Here is a 16,560-nt window from a genome sequence, read left to right on the forward strand (position 1 = left end):
CCCACGCAACCCACGAGGAGCGAACCACATGAACACCCTGTCCACGCTCGAGCGCCGCGCCTTCTCCCGGCTCACCACCCCCGCCGGCCGGATGCTGGTCGTCGCCGCGGACCAGCGCAACGGGATGAAGGCCGTGATGAACGGTCCCGACGGTCCGGACGCCATCTCGGTCGACGAGCTCGCCGAGGCCAAGTCCGACCTGGTGGCCCACCTGGGCAACCACGCGCCGGCGATCCTGCTCGACCCCGAGGTCGCGCTGCCCAGGATCGTCGACGAGGGCACCCTCTCCGCGGACACCGCACTGGTGGTCGGCATGGACGCCTCCGGATTCGAGACCGTGGACGGCCTGCGGTACACCCGCTACGTCCCCGGGGTCAGCGCCGAGACGGTGCGCGAGCTGGGCGGCGACGCCGCCAAGATGCTCTGGTACCTGCGCCCGGACCAGCCCGCGTCGGTCGAGCGGGTGGGCGCCGAGATCGAGGCGCTGGTCGCCGACTGCGCCCGGGCCGGGCTGCTGCTCATCGTGGAGATCCTCACCTACCGCCTCGAGGACGAGACCGAGGAGGAGTATGCCGCTCGCTTCGGCTCCCTGGTCGTGGACTCCGCGCGGATCTCGGTGGAGCGTGGCGCCAAGGTGCTGAAGCTGGCCTATCCGGGCTCGGCGCAGGCCTGCGCCGAGGTGACCGCCGCCGCCGGCGACGTGCCCTGGGCCGTCCTCTCCGCGGGGGTGGACCACGCCACGTTCATCGGGCAGGTGCGCCTGGCCGTCGAGAACGGTGCCGCCGGCGCGATGGCCGGTCGCTCGCTGTGGAAGGACAGCCTGGCGATGACCGCCGGGGAGCGCGAGGAGCTGCTGAGCACCCGGGCCCGGCCGCGGCTGGCCGAGCTGTCGGCCACCATCGACGGTGCCGTGCCGGCCGCTGCCGACACCGTGGGGGCCACCGCGTGAGCGGCGGGCTCGACGGCAGGACCGTCCTGGTCACCGGGGCCTCCGGGGGGATCGGTGCGGAGATCGTGCGTCACCTGGTGGCGGCCGGTGCCGACGTGGTCGCCTCCGGGCGCAGCGAGGAGGGCCTGACCGACCTGGTCGCGGAGACCGGGGTGCGGACCGTGCTCTTCGACCTCACCTCCGAGGAGCAGATCGCCGCGGCGGTGGGCGACCTCGACCTGTGGGGCGTGGTCAACTGCGGCGGCTTCGGCGGGGAGATCGCCTCGCCGACCGAGACCGACATCTCGGTCTTCGACCAGGTGATGTCGGTCAACGCCCGGGGTGCGCTGCTGGTGATCAAGCACGCCGCGCGCAGCATGATCCGGCTGGGGCAGGGTGGCTCGATCGTCAACGTCTCCAGCCAGGCCTCGCTGGTGGCGCTGCCCAACCACATCTCCTACGGCTCGTCCAAGGCGGCCCTGGACAACATCACCCGGGTCAGCGCCCTGGAGCTGGGCCGGCACGGGATCCGGGTCAACAGCGTGCACCCGACGGTCGTGATGACCGAGATGTCGGAGTTCTACTGGGGGCGTGCGGACGTCGGCCCGCCGTTCCTGGAGCAGATGCCGCTGGGCCGCTGGGCCACCCAGGCCGAGGTGGCCGCTCCCGTGGTCTTCCTGCTCGGCGAGGGTGCGTCGATGATCACCGGGGTGCACCTGCCCATCGACGGGGGGTACACGTGCCGATGAGCGGTACCCGCACCGACGTGCTCACCCTGTCCCTCGCCGAGCTGGTGGCGCGGGCCCGCGGGCTCGCCGAGTCCGGCACCCGCACCGTGCTGGGCATCACCGGGGCGCCGGGCGCCGGCAAGTCGACGGTGGTCGAGGCCGTCCTCGCCGACCTGGGCTCCCGGGCGGCATGGGTGCCGATGGACGGCTTCCACCTGGACAACGGGGTGCTGGAACGGCTCGGCCGGCGTGGGCGCAAGGGCGCCTGGGACACCTTCGACGTGGACGGGTACGCCGCGCTGCTGCAGCGGGTGCGGCAGATGCCGGACGCGGACGCGGTGGTGTACGCCCCGACCTTCGACCGCTCGGTGGAGACCGCGGTCGCCGCGGCGCTCCCGGTGCCCGCGGAGGCGAGCCTGGTGCTCACCGAGGGCAACTACCTGCTGCACGACCACGGTGGCTGGGAGCAGGTCCGTCCGCTGCTGGACCAGGTGTGGTTCCTGGAGGTGCCCGAGCAGGAGCGGGTCCGGCGGCTGGTGGGGCGGCGCACCCTGGACGGCGAGGCGCCCGAGCAGGCGCAGGCCTGGGTGCGTGGGGTGGACCAGGTGAATGCCGAGCTGGTGCTGGCCGGCGCGGAGCGGGCCGACCTGAGGCTGTGCCTGCCCTCGCGGGCCCGCGGGGTCCGTCGATGAACGTCGTCGGGAGCGCCCGGGAGGCGGCGGCATACCCCGGCGGTCAGGCGTACCGGCGACGGCGCCGGGTGGAGCTGCTGCGTTTCGCGCAGGGCGCCCGGGTGGACGAGGGCTTCGGCTACCTCGACGACGCCGGCGAGGTGGACCCGGGCCGCCCGGTGGAGCTCTACGTCACCTGCCGGATGACGCACGTCTTCGGGCTGGGCCTGATGGCCGGCGAGGAGCCGGTGCCCGGCGGGCCGACGGAGAGCGAGCTGACCGGGCTCGCCGCGCACGGCGTGTCCGCGCTGCTGGACGGACCGCTGCGCGACGTCGAGCACGGCGGCTGGTTCGCCTCGGTGCGCGACGGCGCCGTCGACGTCGCCACCAAGCAGGCCTACGCGCACGCCTTCGTGGTGCTGGCCGCCAGCACCGCCCGCACCGCCGGCATCCCGCGCGCCGACGAGCTGCTGGAGGCGGCGCTGGCCGTCCAGGAGAGCCGCTTCTGGGACGAGCAGCAGGGCATGGTGGTGGAGGAGTGGGACGCGTCCTGGACCGACCTGGACCCCTACCGCGGCATCAACTCCGCCATGCACACCGTCGAGGCGTACCTCGCGGCCTGGGCCGCCGGTGCCGGGCCGCGGTGGCGGGAGCGGGCGCTGCGGATCGCCGCCCGGGTCGTCGACTGGGCCGCGGAACGATCATGGCGCATCCCGGAGCACTTCGACACCGACTGGACCCCGCTGCCGGAGCACAACAAGGACCGCCCGGCGGACCCGTTCCGGCCCTACGGCGCCACCGTGGGGCACGGGCTGGAGTGGTCCCGGCTGCTGGTCACGCTGGCCACCACCGGCGACCAGGTGGACGCCGACCTGCTGGAGGCCGGCATCCGGCTGGCCGACCGGGCGGTGACCGACGGCTGGGCGGCGGACGGCCAGGACGGCTTCGTCTACACCACCGACTGGGAGGGCACGCCGGTGGTCCGCGAGCGGATGCACTGGGTGCTCACCGAGGCGATCGCCACCTCGACCGTGCTGCACCAGGTCACCGGGCGGGCCGCTCATGCCGTCGACCTGGAACGCTGGTGGGCCTACGCCGACCGCTACCTGGTCGACCCTCAGGGCCTGTCCTGGCGGCACGAGCTGGACCAGGACAACACCCCCAGCGCCCGCACCTGGCCGGGCCGCCCGGACGCCTACCACGCCTACCAGGCCGCCCTGGTCGCCGACGTCCCCGGTGCGGCCTCGTTCGCCCGCGGCGTGGCATCGTGGGCGGGATGAGGCTGCCGACGACGCACCGACGGGACGTGACCGAGGAGACCTTCGCGGCGGTCCTGCTCGACAGCGACAGCACCCTGGTCGACTCCGGGGCGGCGGTGGAGCGCAGCTGGGCGGGGTGGGCCCGCCGCTACCGGGTCCCGGTGGAGCGGCTCGGTGACACGCACGGTATGCCGAGCCGCCGGAGCATCGCGCGCATCGACCGGGAGCTGGGGCTGGGGCTCGACCTGGACGCGGCGGGAGCGACCTTCGACGCCCTCGAGCTGGACGACCTGGAGGGGGTGGTGGCCCTGCCGGGAGCGCTCGAGGCGCTGGAGGTGCTCGGCGCCCGGACGGCGGTGGTCACCTCCGCCGGTCGCGAGCTGGCCGGGGCCAGGCTGCGGGCCGCCGGGCTCCCGGCGCCGGCGGTGCTGGTCAGTGCGGACGACGTGGCCCTCGGCAAGCCGGACCCCGGCCCCTACCTCGAGGGAGCGGCCCGGCTCGGCGTGGACGCGGCCCGCTGCCTGGTGGTGGAGGACTCGGTCGCCGGTGTCCGCTCCGGCCGGGACGCCGGCGCCGCCACCCTGGCCCTGCTGACCACCACCCCGGCGGACCGGTTGGGGGAGGCGGACCTGGTGGTCCCGGACCTGTCCGCGGTGCGCTTCACCGTGGGAGCCGGGGGCGTGCGGGTGTCGCTGCGCCGGTGAGCGGGATCAGGGGCTGAGCAGGGCCGCCCCCAGCGCCTGGCCGACCGCCAGCGCCAGGAACAGCCAGGCCGTGGCCTGCCCACCGTCCTCGGGCCGGAGCACCCGTCCCCACAGGATGAGGGTCCCGCTGAGCGCCATGTACGCGGCGCCGAAGAGGGCCAGCCCGAGGACCGCGACCCACAGCTGGGCCGTCAGCGCCACCGCCGCGGTCGCCAGCAGCAGGCCGACGGCGCAGAGCAGGAACGCGCGGGCCGGGCTGGTCAGCTCCACCAACCGGCTGGTGAGGACCCCGAGCAGACCGCCGACCCCGACGGTGACCCAGAGCCAGCCGATCCGGCCGGTGTCGAGCCCGGTGTCCTGGACGACGACCGAGGGCCCGTAGGTCCAGACGTAGGCGGAGACGACACCCGTGGCCGCCGCCAGCAGCCAGGGGAGGGTCATCGGGAGCCGGGAGGTGCGAGGTGTGCCGGGTGGGGGACCGGCCGCGGCGGGCGAGGCGTCCGAGGCGGGCTCGCGGGGGGCCAGGGCGTGGACGGCCAGCCCGGCCCCGACGCAGACCAGGGCGACCAGCAGCCACGGGGTGGCGACCGCGCGGGTGATCAGCACCACCGCCCCCACGGCGATCAGCCCCACGGCGGTCCCGGAGTTGACGGCGGCCTGGGTCAGGCCGGAGCGACGGGCGGGCACGGCGCGGTCCAGCACCGGGACCAGGGCAGGTGAGGCCAGCCCGGCCCCCGCGCCGGCCACGAAGGCTGCCGCGGTGAAGGTGAGGGGCGTGTGCGCCAGCATCAGCCCGAGCGCCCCGACGCCGGCGGACAGCCCGGCGGCGAGGACCACCGCGCGCGCCCGGGTCCTCACCAGCCGTCCGGCCACCAGCACGGCGAGGCAGTAGGAGCTGAACTGGGCGGTGCCCGCCGGACTGAGGGCCCCGTCCAGCCCGGGGCGTACGGCGGCCATCTGCGGGTGCAGCAGGCCGACGCCGAAGCGGGCCATCCCGTAGGTGGCGGCGATCAGCACCACGCCGGCCACCACCAGCGCCACCGGTGAGCGGGTCCTCGAGGTGTCAGGAAAATGTAACGAGCGTTTCAGCATGAAGCGAACGTTACACTCTTGCCATGGCAGTGGAGCAGACCCGGGCCCGGATCCTGGATGCCGCCGAGTCCCTGTTCTTCACCGACGGGATCGCGATCACCGGGGTGGACCGGGTGGCGGAGGTGGCCGGGGTGTCGGTGGTCACCCTGTACGCGCACATGGGCAGCAAGGACGGCCTGCTCGCGGAGGTGCTGCAGCGACGGCTGGACGGCTGGCAGGCGGTGTGGCAGGAGCAGGTCGACGCGGTGGCCGACCCCCGCGCGCGGGTGCTGGCCGTCTTCCCCGCGCTGACGGCATACCGTGGCCGGTCCTCCGCCGCGCAGTGGTGCGCCTTCCTGGCGACCGCCTCGGAGCGGTCGGCGTCGCCGGCGGGTGGCAGCGATCGGGCCGCCGACCTGGTGGCGGCCGACACGACCGGGCTGGTCGAGCGGCTGCGCGAGCTCGCCGTCGAGGCGGACCCGAGCCGGATCGACGAGATCGTCGACACCGTGCTGCTGCTCTACAACGGTGCCCTGGCCAGCCTGCTGCGCGGTCACCCCGCCGACCCCGCCGACACGGCCCGTGAGGTGGCCCGGGCCGCACTCGGCTGGGACGGGCCGACGGGCTAGGGGAGGGTTCGGGTCAGCCGGTGCTGCCCGCGCGCAGGTCCGCCAGGATCTCCTCGGCCCGGTCCTGCCGGAAGGCGCCCTCGGCCACGAGACGGTCGACCACCGCGGCGACCTCGTCACCGGTGGCGCCCGCCGAGGCCGCGATGTTCTTCGCGTGCAGCGACATGTGTCCACGCTGGATGCCGTCGGCCGCCAACGCTCGGACGGCCGCGATGTTCTGCGCCAGGCCTACGGCGGTGATGATCGCGCCCAGCTCGGCGGCCGAGCTGACGCCCAGCACCGAGAGTGCGGCGCGGGCGCTCGGGTGCACCCGGGTCGCGCCGCCGACCAGGCCCACGGGCATCGGCACCTCGAGGGTGGCGACCAGGTGGCCGTCGCCGTCGCGCTCGTAGGTCGACAGCGAGCCGTAGGGCGGGTGGGCGACGGCCGCGTAGGCGTGCGCCCCTGCCTCCACGGCCCGGGTGTCGTTGCCGGTGGCGAGCACGACCGCGGAGATGCCGTTCATGATCCCCTTGTTGTGGGTGGCGGCGCGGTAGGGGTCGACCCGGGCCAGCTCGTAGCCGTGCAGCATGTCCTCGACCACCTGCTCCCCGCCGACGTCCTCCGCGCGGAGCACCGCGCGGGCGCGCACCAGCCGCTGGTCCGCCAGGTTGGTCAGGATGCGCAGCACCACCCGTCCTCCGCCGATCTGCGCGACCCGGCCGGCCAGCGCCTCGGCCATGGTGTTGACGGCGTTCGCGCCCATCGCGTCGCGCACGTCGACGGCCAGGTGCAGGACCACGTAGGTCTGGTGCGCGCCGTCGACCAGGCGCACCTGCAGGCCGCGGACCCCACCGCCCACCTGGACCAGGCGGGGGTCCTGCTCGTCGGCCAGCGCCACCAGCTCGTCGGCGTGCTCCAGCAGCCGCAGCCGGGCGGCCCGGGGGTCGGGCACGTCGACCAGCTGGATCTGCACCTGCATGACCGGTGCGGTGGCTGAGGTGGTGAAGCCTCCGAGCGCACGGGTCATCCGGGCCCCGTTGCTGGCGGCGGCCACCACCGAGGCCTCCTCGGTAGCCATCGGCACCAGCACCTCCCGACCGTCGACGACCACATTCGTGGCGACGCCGACGGGCACCGGGAAGACGCCGATGGCGTTCTCGATCATCGCCGCGGCCTGCTCGGTGCCGAAGGCGTCCGCGCCGAGGCCGTCCAGCGTGGCCAGGTCCGTCCCCGCCTGCTCGGCGACGGCCCGGCGCCGCTCGCCCACGTCGAGGTGGCGGAACCCGGGAATCCTGCTGCTCATGCGGTCCTTCCGAGGGCCCGTCGGACGGGCCGGGGTCGAGGTGGAGGTGGTGCAGGACGAGGGAACCAGAGTCATTCCGCCTGGTCCATGTCCGGATCGGCCACCGCTGCGCCCGCGGGTATGTCCTCGCCTGTAGGTCCTGAGCGGGGCTCGGCGCTCAGTCCGGCAGCGGGTCGGTCCCGGCCCGGTGCAGCCGTACCGCGACCCGGAGCTGGAACTGTCGCTCGGGTTCGCGCCAGTCCTCCCCGAGGAGGGTGGAGATCCGGGCCATCCGCTGCTTGACCGTGTTCACGTGGACGTACAGCTGCTCGGCGGTCCGGCGCAGGTTGCCGTTGTGGTCCAGGTGCGCGGCGAGGGTGCCGACGAGGTGGCTGTCGTGCCCGGCGTCCCAGGCGAGCAGATCGCCGAGCGTGCGCCGGACGAAGTCCTGCGCCAGGTCGGCGTTGTCACCGAAGAGGGTCAGGTAGGGCGCCAGGTCGAGCAGGTCGACGGTGCCCGTGGTGACCCCGATGCGTGGCAGCATCCGGGTGAGGCGTCGGGTGAGCGCCACGGTGTCCGGCAGCTCGGCCACCGTGCCGGGACGGCCGTGCACGACCAGGTCCCGCTCGCCCAGGCGGGGACCCATGGCGCGGCGTAGCGCCTGCACCCGGGTCCGGGGCGCGGACCCCGGGAGCAGCACGGTCAACCCTCCCGGGCCGTCGTCCACCAGTGCCTCCGGGGTGGTGGCGAGCAGGTGCTGGCGGATCGCTCCCCGGACACCGGGCTCGAGCGGGACCACCACCGGGGTGTAGGCCTGCTCGAGGTGGATGCCCTGGGCCAGGGCCCGGTGCTGCAGCGTCTCCTGGCTCGTGCTGCCGTTGACCAGGTCGGCCGCCAGCTCCCCCCGGACCAGCTCCTCGGCGCGGCTCCGGGCGTCCTGCTGCATGAGCAGCAGGGACAGCAGTTGGGCGGTGCGTTCCAGGGTGCGACGGTCCAACCCGGACAGGTCGTGCGGACGGTCGACCACCAGGCTGACCAGGGGTATCCCTGCGGCGACGGTGGTGGTGACCCCGATGTCCTGTCCGGCGCACCGTGCGGTCACGGTGCCGCCGGCGGAGGCGCTGCGGCCCAGCGCCTCCTGCAGTCCGGGTTCCGGCCGTCCCTGCGGGGTCCACAGCCCCTCCCACGGGGTGGTGAGCAGCTCGCCGGTGGACCGCGCGGCGCAGACCCGATGGCCGAGGGCGGTGGCCAGCGCCTCGCAGATGGTGCTCGTGTCGTGCCCCCCGAGGGTGAGCTGGGTGAGGTGCTCGTGCAGCTGGGCGGCCCGCTCCGACTGGGCGGCCCGTTCCTCGGCCACGGCCCGCGCCGCTGCGGCCTCCCTGGCCTGCTGCTCGACGGCGGAGAACAACCGGGCGCGGTGCACGACCAGCGCGGCGTGGTCGGCGAAGGCCGTCAGCAGCGCCACCTGGTCGGTGGTGAAGTCGTGCCGGTAGCGGTCGGCCGCGAAGAGGGCTCCGAGGATCTGGCCCTCCGCGAGCATCGGCGCCCCGAGCAGGCACTGGATGCCCTCGGTCCGTACCGCTGCGGACACGGTGGGGTGGGACAGCAGCTCGGCATGCTCGTAGTCCGAGGTCCACTGGGCGGTCTTGGAGGCCACGACCTGGCTGGCCAGGCCGGCGCCCGAGGGGACCCGCAGCGTCTTCAGCTCCGGTGAGACGACGCCGTGGCTGGCGCGCACCCACAGGTCCCCGGTGTCCTCGTCGTAGACCGACAGGTAGGTCATGTCGGCCCCCATCAGCTCGGCGGCCCGGTCGACCAGCTCCTGCAGCAACCGGTCGACATCGGCGACCTGGACCAGCGCCCGTGAGCTGTTGAGCAGACCGGACAGCTCGCGGTCCCGGCGGCGGAGTCGGGTCAGCTCGTCCTCCGACGTCCCGACCGGATGGTGCTCGGGCATGGGCCTCCTCGTCCACAGGACACCTCGATGGGTCCAACAGTGTCCACTTGGACCATACTCCCGATGCACGCTCGCTGGTTCCCTTGGTCCTCGTCCACAGCGAGCAACGACGCACCTGGAAGGGGCACACCCGTGGCGCACGGAGATGTCGAGTACTACGAGGTGTGGGGCGACACGGCCTCCATCGGGGACCTGGTGAAGGCGGTGGTCCTCACCGTCGGGCTGACCATGGCCGCCTACCTCCTGGTGCCGGGGGAGGCGCCGGTGCCGCTGGTGGCCGGGCTCGGCGGCGCGGTGCTCGGCTTCGTCCTCAGCTCGTTCCTGATCCCGACCAAGCGGGTGCTCGCCGCGGCCGACGAGGATCTCGACGCCGACGCCGACACCGACGGCGGGACCGGAACGGGCACGGGGTGCGGCGCTGATGGACCCCTCGATGATCCTCTGGATGGTCCTGGCCAGCGTCGCGGCGGCGCTGCTCTACACCGCGATCGGGGTGGCCCCGGGCACCGACGAGACGGCCGTGCTCGCCCCGGTCACCTTGGCGCTGGTGCTGGCCGGGGTGCCCCTGCAGGTGGTGCTGGCCTTCTTCATGAGCGCGATCGTGGCGAAGAAGCTGACCGACTCGATCCCGGTAGCGGTGGCCGGCATACCCGGTGGTGTGATGGCCGCGCCGATGGTGGAGCACGCGATGGTGCTCAAGGCCAACGGCCGGGCCAGCACCAGCATCCGCAAGATGGCCTCCGGTTCGGTGATCGGCACCCTGGTCGCCGTCCCCGCCAGCCTGCTCCTCGCCTGGGCGCTGACGCCGCTGGCCGACGTGATCGCGGACTACGCGAGCATCATCTTCTTCGTGGGCGCGGTGGTGCTGGCCCTGATGTCCAGGCACCGGTGGGTCGCGCTCGCCGCCATCGTGCCGTTCGCGGTCGCGATCCAGGGGCTGCGCAGCCTCTACCAGAGTGCCGGGGCCGTGCCGGAGGGGACGACGGTCTTCGTCTCCCTCTTCCTGGGCATCACGATCGGCCCGCTCGTCTACAGCCTGTTCGAGCTGCTGGTCGGCGCGAAGCGGCGTCAGCTGCACCGGGACTCCCCGATGGAGATCACGCTGCACCGGACCGAACCGATCAGGGGCCTGGCCAACCCGTTCCGCATCCTGGACCGCAAGGAGCAGGCCTCGGCCGGACTCGGTGCGGTCGCGGGGACGCTGACCTTCTTCCTGACCCCGGTCGGGATGACCATCCTCATCGGTGAGGCGCTGGCGGCCCGGGTCAAGGACACGGTGGCCCGCGCCTCCCGGGCGATCTCGACGATGGACAGCCTGACCAACGCGGCCTACGTCTCCGGGGTGCTGGTGCCGCTGGTCGCGCTCGGTCTGCCGATCAGCCCGATGGCCATCGGCCCGGCCAACGCGCTCTTCAACGCACCCCCGGTGCTGACGCTCGAGCAGAACATGCACCACCTGCTCACCACGCCGGAGATCGCCGTCGCGACCGTCATCGGTGCGGCGACGGCGCTGCTGCTCACCTACCAGGTCACCGTGCGCTATGCCGGTCAGATCGGTGAGTTCGTCTTCCGGCGGATCCCGCACGAGGCGCTGCTGGCGCTCTTCGTGGCGCTGGTGGTGCTGCTCGCCTTCATGGACGCGGGTGTGCTGGGCATCGCCGGAGTGCTGATGATCTCGTTGCTCGCCGGCCGGCTGCACCGCTGGGGCGTCAACTACGGGGTGATGTTCATGACGCTGTATGCCGCGCCCTGGCTGGTCATGCACCTCGTCATCGGCTGAGCCGTCGTCACCGGCCGACCCGGACCCACGGACCCGCGACGGCCCCGCCTCACCAGGCGCCGGGCCGGTAGTCCTTGAGGAAGACCCCGTGCAGGTCCTCGCCGGCCTCCCCGCGCACGATCGGGTCGTAGACCCGGGCGGCACCGTCGACCAGGTCCAGGGGCGCCTTGAACCCCTCGGCGGCGAGCCGCACCTTCGTCGCGTGCGGCCGCTCGTCGGTGATCCACCCGGTGTCGACCGCGGTCATCAGGATGCCGTCGGTGCTGAGCATCTCGGCGGCGCTCGTCAGCGTGAGCATGTTGAGCGCGGCCTTGCTCATGTTGGTGTGCGGGTGCCCCGGGCCCTTGTACTGGCGGGAGAACTGTCCCTCCATGGCCGAGACGTTCACCACGTAGCTGCGCCGGGCCGCGGAGGCCGCCAGCGCCGGGCGCAGCCGGCTGATCAGGATGAACGGCGCGGTCTGGTTGCACAGCTGCACCTCGAGCAGCTCGAGGGCGTCGACCTGCCCCAGGTGCTGGGTCCAGCTGTTGACGGTGACCTCGTCCGGCACCAACCCGCCGGCGTCGATCCGGCTGACGTCGGCCGAGCCGGCGCTCATCGCCAGCTCGGTGAGCTGCTCGGCCGAGGTGGAGTCGCCGGCCAGCACCGGGTGGGCCTCGACGGAGCCGACCAGGGCAGCCGGATGCAGGTCGCTGGTATGCCCGAAGGTGAGCAGCTCCGGTGTCGGCCCGTCGGGCAGCGGGACCAGCTCGGCCTCGGCCAGCGGGGCGTAGGCACCGGGGGACCGGCGCACGGTCTGGGCGGCGTTGTTGATCAGGATGTCGAGCGGACCGGCGTCGGCAACGGCATCGGCCAGCCCGATGACCTGGGCGGGGTCCCGCAGGTCGATCCCGACGATCCGTAGCCGGTGGAACCAGTCGGCGCAGTCGGGCACGGCGCGGAACCGCCGCACCGCGTCGTGCGGGAACCGGGTGGTGATGGTGGTGTGCGCGCCGTCGCGCAGGAGCCGCAGCGCGATGTACATCCCGATCTTGGCGCGACCACCGGTCAGCAGGGCGCGCCGGCCGCTCAGGTCGGTGCGGGCGGTGCGTCTGGCGTGGTGCTCCGCGGCGCAGGCCGGGCACAGCTGGTGGTAGAAGGCGTCGACGACGGTGAACTTGGTCTTGCAGACGTAGCAGGGCCGGGCCACGTGCAGGGTGCCTGCGGACGCCCCCTGCGTCGTGGAGATCAGCGCGATGCCCGCGGTCTCGTCGTCGATGCGGCTGGCCGAGCCGGTCGCGGTGGACTCGACCACGGCTCGGTCGGCAGCGGCGATCCGCTCGCGCTTGGCCAACCGGTGCTGACGCTTGACGTCCTTGAAGAACGAGCCGCAGGCCCGGCGCAACGCCACGTAGGCCTCGTCGTCCTCACCGAGGTGCCGGGCCTGGTTCAGGACCCTCAGCGCCGTCGCCAGCTCTGTCTCGTCGATGGCGGCATCATCGGGTGCGGGGCGGTCGCGATCGGCTGGCATGGCGGACCCATGGTAGTCGGCGTTCAGGGTGCGCCGACGGTGCGGAAGCCGGTGTTCCCCACCGAGGAGTCCGGGGTGTTCTGCGACCTGGCCGAGTTGCGGTACCGGTTGCAGTAGGAGATGTGGCAGAGGTAGCTCCCGCCGCGAAGGACCCGTGCCTCGCCGGTCGGGGGTCCGGCCGGGCCGTCCCGTTCGGAGGTGCGGTAGGAGTTCGGGTCGAACCAGTCGGCGCACCATTCCCAGACGTTGCCGACCGGTTGCCACAGCCCGTACCCGTTCGGGGAGAAGGTGCGCACCGGTGCGGTGGTGAGGTAGCCGTCCGCCTGCGTGTTGGTGCGAGGGAAGTCGCCCTGCCAGATGTTCGCGCGCCACCCGCCCGCATCGACCTCGGCATCGCCCCACGGGTACTTCTTGGCGTCCAGGCCGCCGCGGGCGGCATACTCCCACTCCGCCTCGGTCGGAAGGCGGCGGCCCGCCCAGGCGCAGTAGGCCACCGCGTCGTTCCAGGAGACGTGCACGACCGGATGGTCCGACAGGTCGTCGATGGAGGACCTGGTCCCTCCGGGGTGACGCCAGTCCGCACTCCGCACCCCGTACCACCAGGGAGCCTCCGGCGGTCGCCCCAGGATGTCCCCGCGCTCGGCGGCGACAGCCAGGTGGAACACGGCCGAGAACTCGAAGACCTCAGCCTCGGTGCGGTAGCCGGTCGACTCGACGAAGCGCGCGAAATCGGCGTTCGTGACCGGTGTGGTGTCGATGGAGAAGCCGTCGAGGACCACCTCGTGACGAGGCACCTCGCCGTCACCAGGGTTGTGATCGCCCGACGAGTCACCCATCAGGAAACGTCCGCCCGGGATCAGTGCCTGCTCGACCGGATGATGACCTGGCCGTGCCGCTCGGCCGGGCGCGGAGGGCTCTCGGGGGTCCGCGGCCGGTCCCGTGCCGGCCAGGTGGTCACGCCCTGGAGGGGCGCACGCGCAGGCGCTGCCTGCAGGGGAGGCACCTGCGCCGGGTTCCGCGTCGGGGTCGACCATGCGGGCCACGGTACGCGGCGGTGAGGCCGGCACGCCCACTTTTTCTCCCGAGGTCGGACATATCTCACGATCTTTTCTGTCGGAAGGTTGACGGAAAAATTCGCCCTCGTTAGGTTCACCGACATGTCGATGGTGACGGTCGGACCGACGGGGTCCACGCTCTCGTGAGGGCGACCCACGAGGAGCGGGTGCTGAGCGCGCTCAGGGCCTATGGGGCGCTGAGCCGCGGCGATCTCGCGACCCGTGTGGGCCTGTCCCGGACGACCATGTCCGAGATCACCGCCGCGCTGCTGCAGCGAGGCGCGATCGTCGTCGCGGACACCGACGCGGCCACCCGCGAGGGCAGCGGTCGGCCCGCGGAGAGGCTGGTCCTCGACCCCGACTCGGGGCAGTTCCTGGGGGTCGACTTCGGACACCGTCGGGTGTACATCGCCGTCGCCGACGCATCGCACACGGTGTTCGCGGAGGGGTCCGTCCGGTACCCGGACGGCACCGCGTGGAGTGAGCGGATCCGGCTGGCCATGGACCGGATCGACACCCTCAGCCAGGAGACCGGAGTGCACTTCGGTGCCCTCCAGGGCATCGGGATCGGCGTCCCCGGGCCCTACCTGGCGGACTCACCCGGTATACCGGCCGCGAGCTGGATGCACCGTCTCGCTCCCGAGGGGGTGGAGAGCGCCTTCACCGAGCGCTTCGGCGCCCCGGTGGTGATCGACAACAACACCCGGCTGGCGGCGCTCGCCGAGGCGCTCGCCCGGCCCGACGTCGTCGAGGACCTCCTCTACCTGCGACTCTCCGATGGCGTCGGTGGGGGACTCGTGGTCTCCGGGAGACTCGTCACCGGCTCGCGCGGGTTCGCCGGCGAGATCGGTCATGTCACCGCCGACCCGTCCGGGTCCCTGTGCCGCTGCGGCAAACGCGGCTGCCTGGAGACCATCGCCTGCGTGCCGGCCATCTTCCAGGCGTGCCGAGATGCCGGGTCGCACGTCGATGATCTCGACGACCTGGCCCGTGCCGTGCAGAGGGGTGAGCCCGCCGTGGATGCGGTGCTGCGCGAGGTGGGTGCCGCGATAGGCCGGGCCCTGGGAGCAGCGGCCATGGTGCTCAACCCTGAGGAGGTGGTCATCGGTGGCGACATCGCTCACGTCGCCCCGGTGATCGTCGACCAGGCTGCGGCGACCCTGCGCTACGAGCTCTACTCCGTCCCCTCGGACCAGCCCCAGGTCGTGCGCGCCGCCCAGCTGCGTGACAGCGACGGTGCCTTCGGCGCTGTCGCCGCCGTCTTCCACCAGTCCCCGCTCCTGGCCGGATACCCGGATCTGCCCCCGGCAGAGCGTGCAGACCCGTCGCGACGAAGGAGTGTGCAGTGACGGCACCACCAGCATCAGGTGGCCTCCCCGCGGTCGAGACGCCCGAGGCGACCACCGAAGGTCCGCGCCCGCAGCGCCGCCGCAAACGCCTTGCCCAGCATCATCTGCTCCGCGTCCTCACCCTCGTCTCGATCGTGGGCGGGATCGGGATCTGGTGGCTGCTGGCGTTGTACGGATTCCAGTTCCCGACACCGCCGGAGGTCGCCGAGACGGCGATCGCCCTGTGGCAGGCCGGCACCCTTCAGGAGGACATCCTGGCGAGCCTGGGCCGGGTGCTGACCGGCTTCGTCCTCGGCTCGCTCGCCGCCATCCCGGTCGGGTTCCTGATGGGCTGGTACACCGTGGCCAGGGGTCTGCTCGAGCCGTGGATCCAGTTCTTCCGGACGATCCCGCCGTTGGCGCTGCTGCCCCTGGTCCTGGTGCTCCTCGGGATCGGCGAGGTCCCCAAGATCTTCGTGATCTTCCTGGCTGCCTTCCTCGCCTGCGTGATCTCCACCTACCAGGGGGTGGTGAGCGTGGACCGGACGCTGATCAACGCCGCACGCGTGCTGGGGGCCAAGGACAGGACGATCTTCCCCAAGGTCGTCGTGCCGGCCTCGACCCCGTTCATCCTGGTGGGGATGCGGGTCGGCCTCGGGTCCTCGTGGGCCACGCTCGTCGCGGCCGAGCTCCTCGCGGCCCAGGCCGGACTCGGGTACCGCATGCAGCAGGCGCAGCTGTACTACGACATCTCCACCATCTTCGTCGGCATCGCGATGATCGGGATCCTGGGTCTGGTCATGGACCGACTGCTCCTGCTCGCCGAGTCGAAACTCACCGGATGGCAGGAGCGACGATGACCACCACACCCTCCACCACGACCGCGAAGATCTCGGTCCAGGACGTCCGCAAGACGTTCCAGCTCAAGAACGAGGAGTTCGTCGCGCTGGAGAAGGTGTCCCTCGACATCGCGGACAACGAGTTCGTGACGGTCGTCGGCCCCTCGGGCTGCGGCAAGTCCACCCTGATGAACATCCTGGCCGGACTCGAGACCCCGACGTCCGGGCACGCCCTGGTGAACGGGAAGGAGGTCTCGGGCCCCGGCCCGGATCGCGGCGTGATCTTCCAGCAGTACGCCCTGTTCCCGTGGCTGACCGTGCGCAAGAACGTCGAGTTCGGTCTGAAGGTGGCAGGCGTCCCCAACCCGGAACGGCGGGAGAGGGTCGACTACTTCATCCGGATGGTCGGACTCGAGCAGTTCGCCGACGCCCTGCCCAAGATGCTCTCCGGAGGCATGAAGCAGCGGTGCGCGATCGCCCGCGCCTACGCGGTCGACCCCTCCATCCTGCTGATGGACGAGCCCTTCGGTGCCCTGGACGCGCTCACCCGCGTCAAGCTCCAGGAACAGCTGCTGGAGACCTGGAACACCGAGAAGCGCACGGTGATGTTCATCACCCACGACGTCGACGAAGCCGTGTTCCTCGCCAACCGGGTGGTCGTCATGGCCGCCCGGCCAGGGCGGATCTACGACGTGATCGACGTCGACATCCCGTATCCACGCGCAGAGGACGTGCGGCTCAGCCCGGAGTTCGGGGAGCTGCGCAACCGCGTATGGCACTCCGTGTACCACCAGAAGCCCGGCACCGTCGCCGGCCCGGCGTCATGAGGCGCCGGAT

General features: G+C 72.5%; 15 protein-coding genes. 10 read left to right on the top strand and 5 right to left on the bottom strand.

From position 1 onward, the window contains the following. Positions 1-28 precede the first annotated feature (28 nt). Genes ACI3EY_RS05630 through ACI3EY_RS05650 form a run of 5 tightly spaced genes read left to right on the top strand, consistent with a single transcriptional unit; the run spans position 29 to position 4,290 of the window. Positions 29-949 carry a hypothetical protein gene (locus ACI3EY_RS05630; RefSeq protein WP_405037899.1) on the top strand — a complete coding sequence of 307 codons (921 nt, stop codon included), beginning with the start codon at positions 29-31 and terminating at the stop codon, positions 947-949. Continuing rightward, positions 946-1,677 (top strand): SDR family oxidoreductase, encoded by a 732-nt coding sequence (locus ACI3EY_RS05635; protein ID WP_405039701.1) that lies wholly within the window; start codon positions 946-948, stop codon positions 1,675-1,677. The genes ACI3EY_RS05630 and ACI3EY_RS05635 overlap by 4 nt, the downstream gene beginning before the upstream one ends. After that, the gene (locus ACI3EY_RS05640) at positions 1,674-2,348 is read left to right on the top strand and encodes a nucleoside/nucleotide kinase family protein (RefSeq protein ID WP_405039702.1); all 675 of its coding nucleotides are present in this window, start codon (positions 1,674-1,676) and stop codon (positions 2,346-2,348) included. The genes ACI3EY_RS05635 and ACI3EY_RS05640 overlap by 4 nt, the downstream gene beginning before the upstream one ends. Then, on the top strand, positions 2,345-3,607 hold the full coding sequence (locus tag ACI3EY_RS05645; RefSeq protein ID WP_405039703.1) for an AGE family epimerase/isomerase: 1,263 nt from the start codon (positions 2,345-2,347) through the stop codon (positions 3,605-3,607). The genes ACI3EY_RS05640 and ACI3EY_RS05645 overlap by 4 nt, the downstream gene beginning before the upstream one ends. Next, entirely contained in the window at positions 3,604-4,290 is a 687-nt protein-coding gene (locus ACI3EY_RS05650) for an HAD family hydrolase (RefSeq protein ID WP_405039704.1), read from the top strand. The genes ACI3EY_RS05645 and ACI3EY_RS05650 overlap by 4 nt, the downstream gene beginning before the upstream one ends. Positions 4,291-4,296: 6 nt before the next feature. Here ACI3EY_RS05650 and ACI3EY_RS05655 read toward each other — a convergent pair whose 3' ends face one another. Then, entirely contained in the window at positions 4,297-5,382 is a 1,086-nt protein-coding gene (locus ACI3EY_RS05655; RefSeq protein WP_405039705.1) for an MFS transporter, read from the bottom strand. A 23-nt stretch (positions 5,383-5,405) separates the two neighbouring features. On the opposite strand from ACI3EY_RS05655, the gene ACI3EY_RS05660 reads away from it, so the two are divergent. Further along, the gene (locus tag ACI3EY_RS05660; protein WP_405039706.1) at positions 5,406-5,990 is read left to right on the top strand and encodes a TetR/AcrR family transcriptional regulator; all 585 of its coding nucleotides are present in this window, start codon (positions 5,406-5,408) and stop codon (positions 5,988-5,990) included. Between the two features lie 13 nt (positions 5,991-6,003). Here the strand turns inward: ACI3EY_RS05660 and ACI3EY_RS05665 are convergent, their stop codons facing one another. Together ACI3EY_RS05665 and ACI3EY_RS05670 are read right to left on the bottom strand one after the other, a co-directional pair. After that, the gene (locus ACI3EY_RS05665; RefSeq protein ID WP_405037906.1) at positions 6,004-7,275 is read right to left on the bottom strand and encodes a hydroxymethylglutaryl-CoA reductase, degradative; all 1,272 of its coding nucleotides are present in this window, start codon (positions 7,273-7,275) and stop codon (positions 6,004-6,006) included. A 157-nt stretch (positions 7,276-7,432) separates the two neighbouring features. Further along, on the bottom strand, positions 7,433-9,211 hold the full coding sequence (locus ACI3EY_RS05670; protein WP_405039707.1) for a helix-turn-helix domain-containing protein: 1,779 nt from the start codon (positions 9,209-9,211) through the stop codon (positions 7,433-7,435). Between the two features lie 421 nt (positions 9,212-9,632). Between ACI3EY_RS05670 and ACI3EY_RS05675 the strand changes: the two genes are divergently transcribed. Continuing rightward, on the top strand, positions 9,633-10,991 hold the full coding sequence (locus ACI3EY_RS05675) for a tripartite tricarboxylate transporter permease (protein WP_405037909.1): 1,359 nt from the start codon (positions 9,633-9,635) through the stop codon (positions 10,989-10,991). 49 nt (positions 10,992-11,040) lie between these two features. Here ACI3EY_RS05675 and ACI3EY_RS05680 read toward each other — a convergent pair whose 3' ends face one another. Continuing rightward, entirely contained in the window at positions 11,041-12,501 is a 1,461-nt protein-coding gene (locus tag ACI3EY_RS05680; protein WP_405039708.1) for an SDR family NAD(P)-dependent oxidoreductase, read from the bottom strand. Between the two features lie 23 nt (positions 12,502-12,524). After that, the gene (locus ACI3EY_RS05685) at positions 12,525-13,535 is read right to left on the bottom strand and encodes a formylglycine-generating enzyme family protein (protein WP_405039709.1); all 1,011 of its coding nucleotides are present in this window, start codon (positions 13,533-13,535) and stop codon (positions 12,525-12,527) included. Between the two features lie 164 nt (positions 13,536-13,699). On the opposite strand from ACI3EY_RS05685, the gene ACI3EY_RS05690 reads away from it, so the two are divergent. From ACI3EY_RS05690 to ACI3EY_RS05700, 3 genes are read left to right on the top strand one after another with little or no spacing between them, the layout of a single operon-like run. After that, a complete protein-coding gene (locus ACI3EY_RS05690; protein ID WP_405039710.1) occupies positions 13,700-14,905 on the top strand; it encodes an ROK family transcriptional regulator in 1,206 nt (401 codons plus the stop codon). Beyond that, positions 14,902-15,744 (top strand): ABC transporter permease, encoded by an 843-nt coding sequence (locus ACI3EY_RS05695; RefSeq protein WP_405039711.1) that lies wholly within the window; start codon positions 14,902-14,904, stop codon positions 15,742-15,744. Before ACI3EY_RS05690 ends, ACI3EY_RS05695 begins: the two co-directional genes overlap by 4 nt. Next, positions 15,741-16,550, top strand: a complete 810-nt coding sequence (locus tag ACI3EY_RS05700) for an ABC transporter ATP-binding protein (RefSeq protein WP_405039712.1) — start codon at positions 15,741-15,743, stop codon at positions 16,548-16,550. The genes ACI3EY_RS05695 and ACI3EY_RS05700 overlap by 4 nt, the downstream gene beginning before the upstream one ends. The last annotated feature ends 10 nt before the right edge of the window (positions 16,551-16,560 follow it).

Source organism: Serinicoccus shuyuelongi, assembly GCF_045032955.1.
GTDB lineage: Bacteria > Actinomycetota > Actinomycetes > Actinomycetales > Dermatophilaceae > Ornithinicoccus.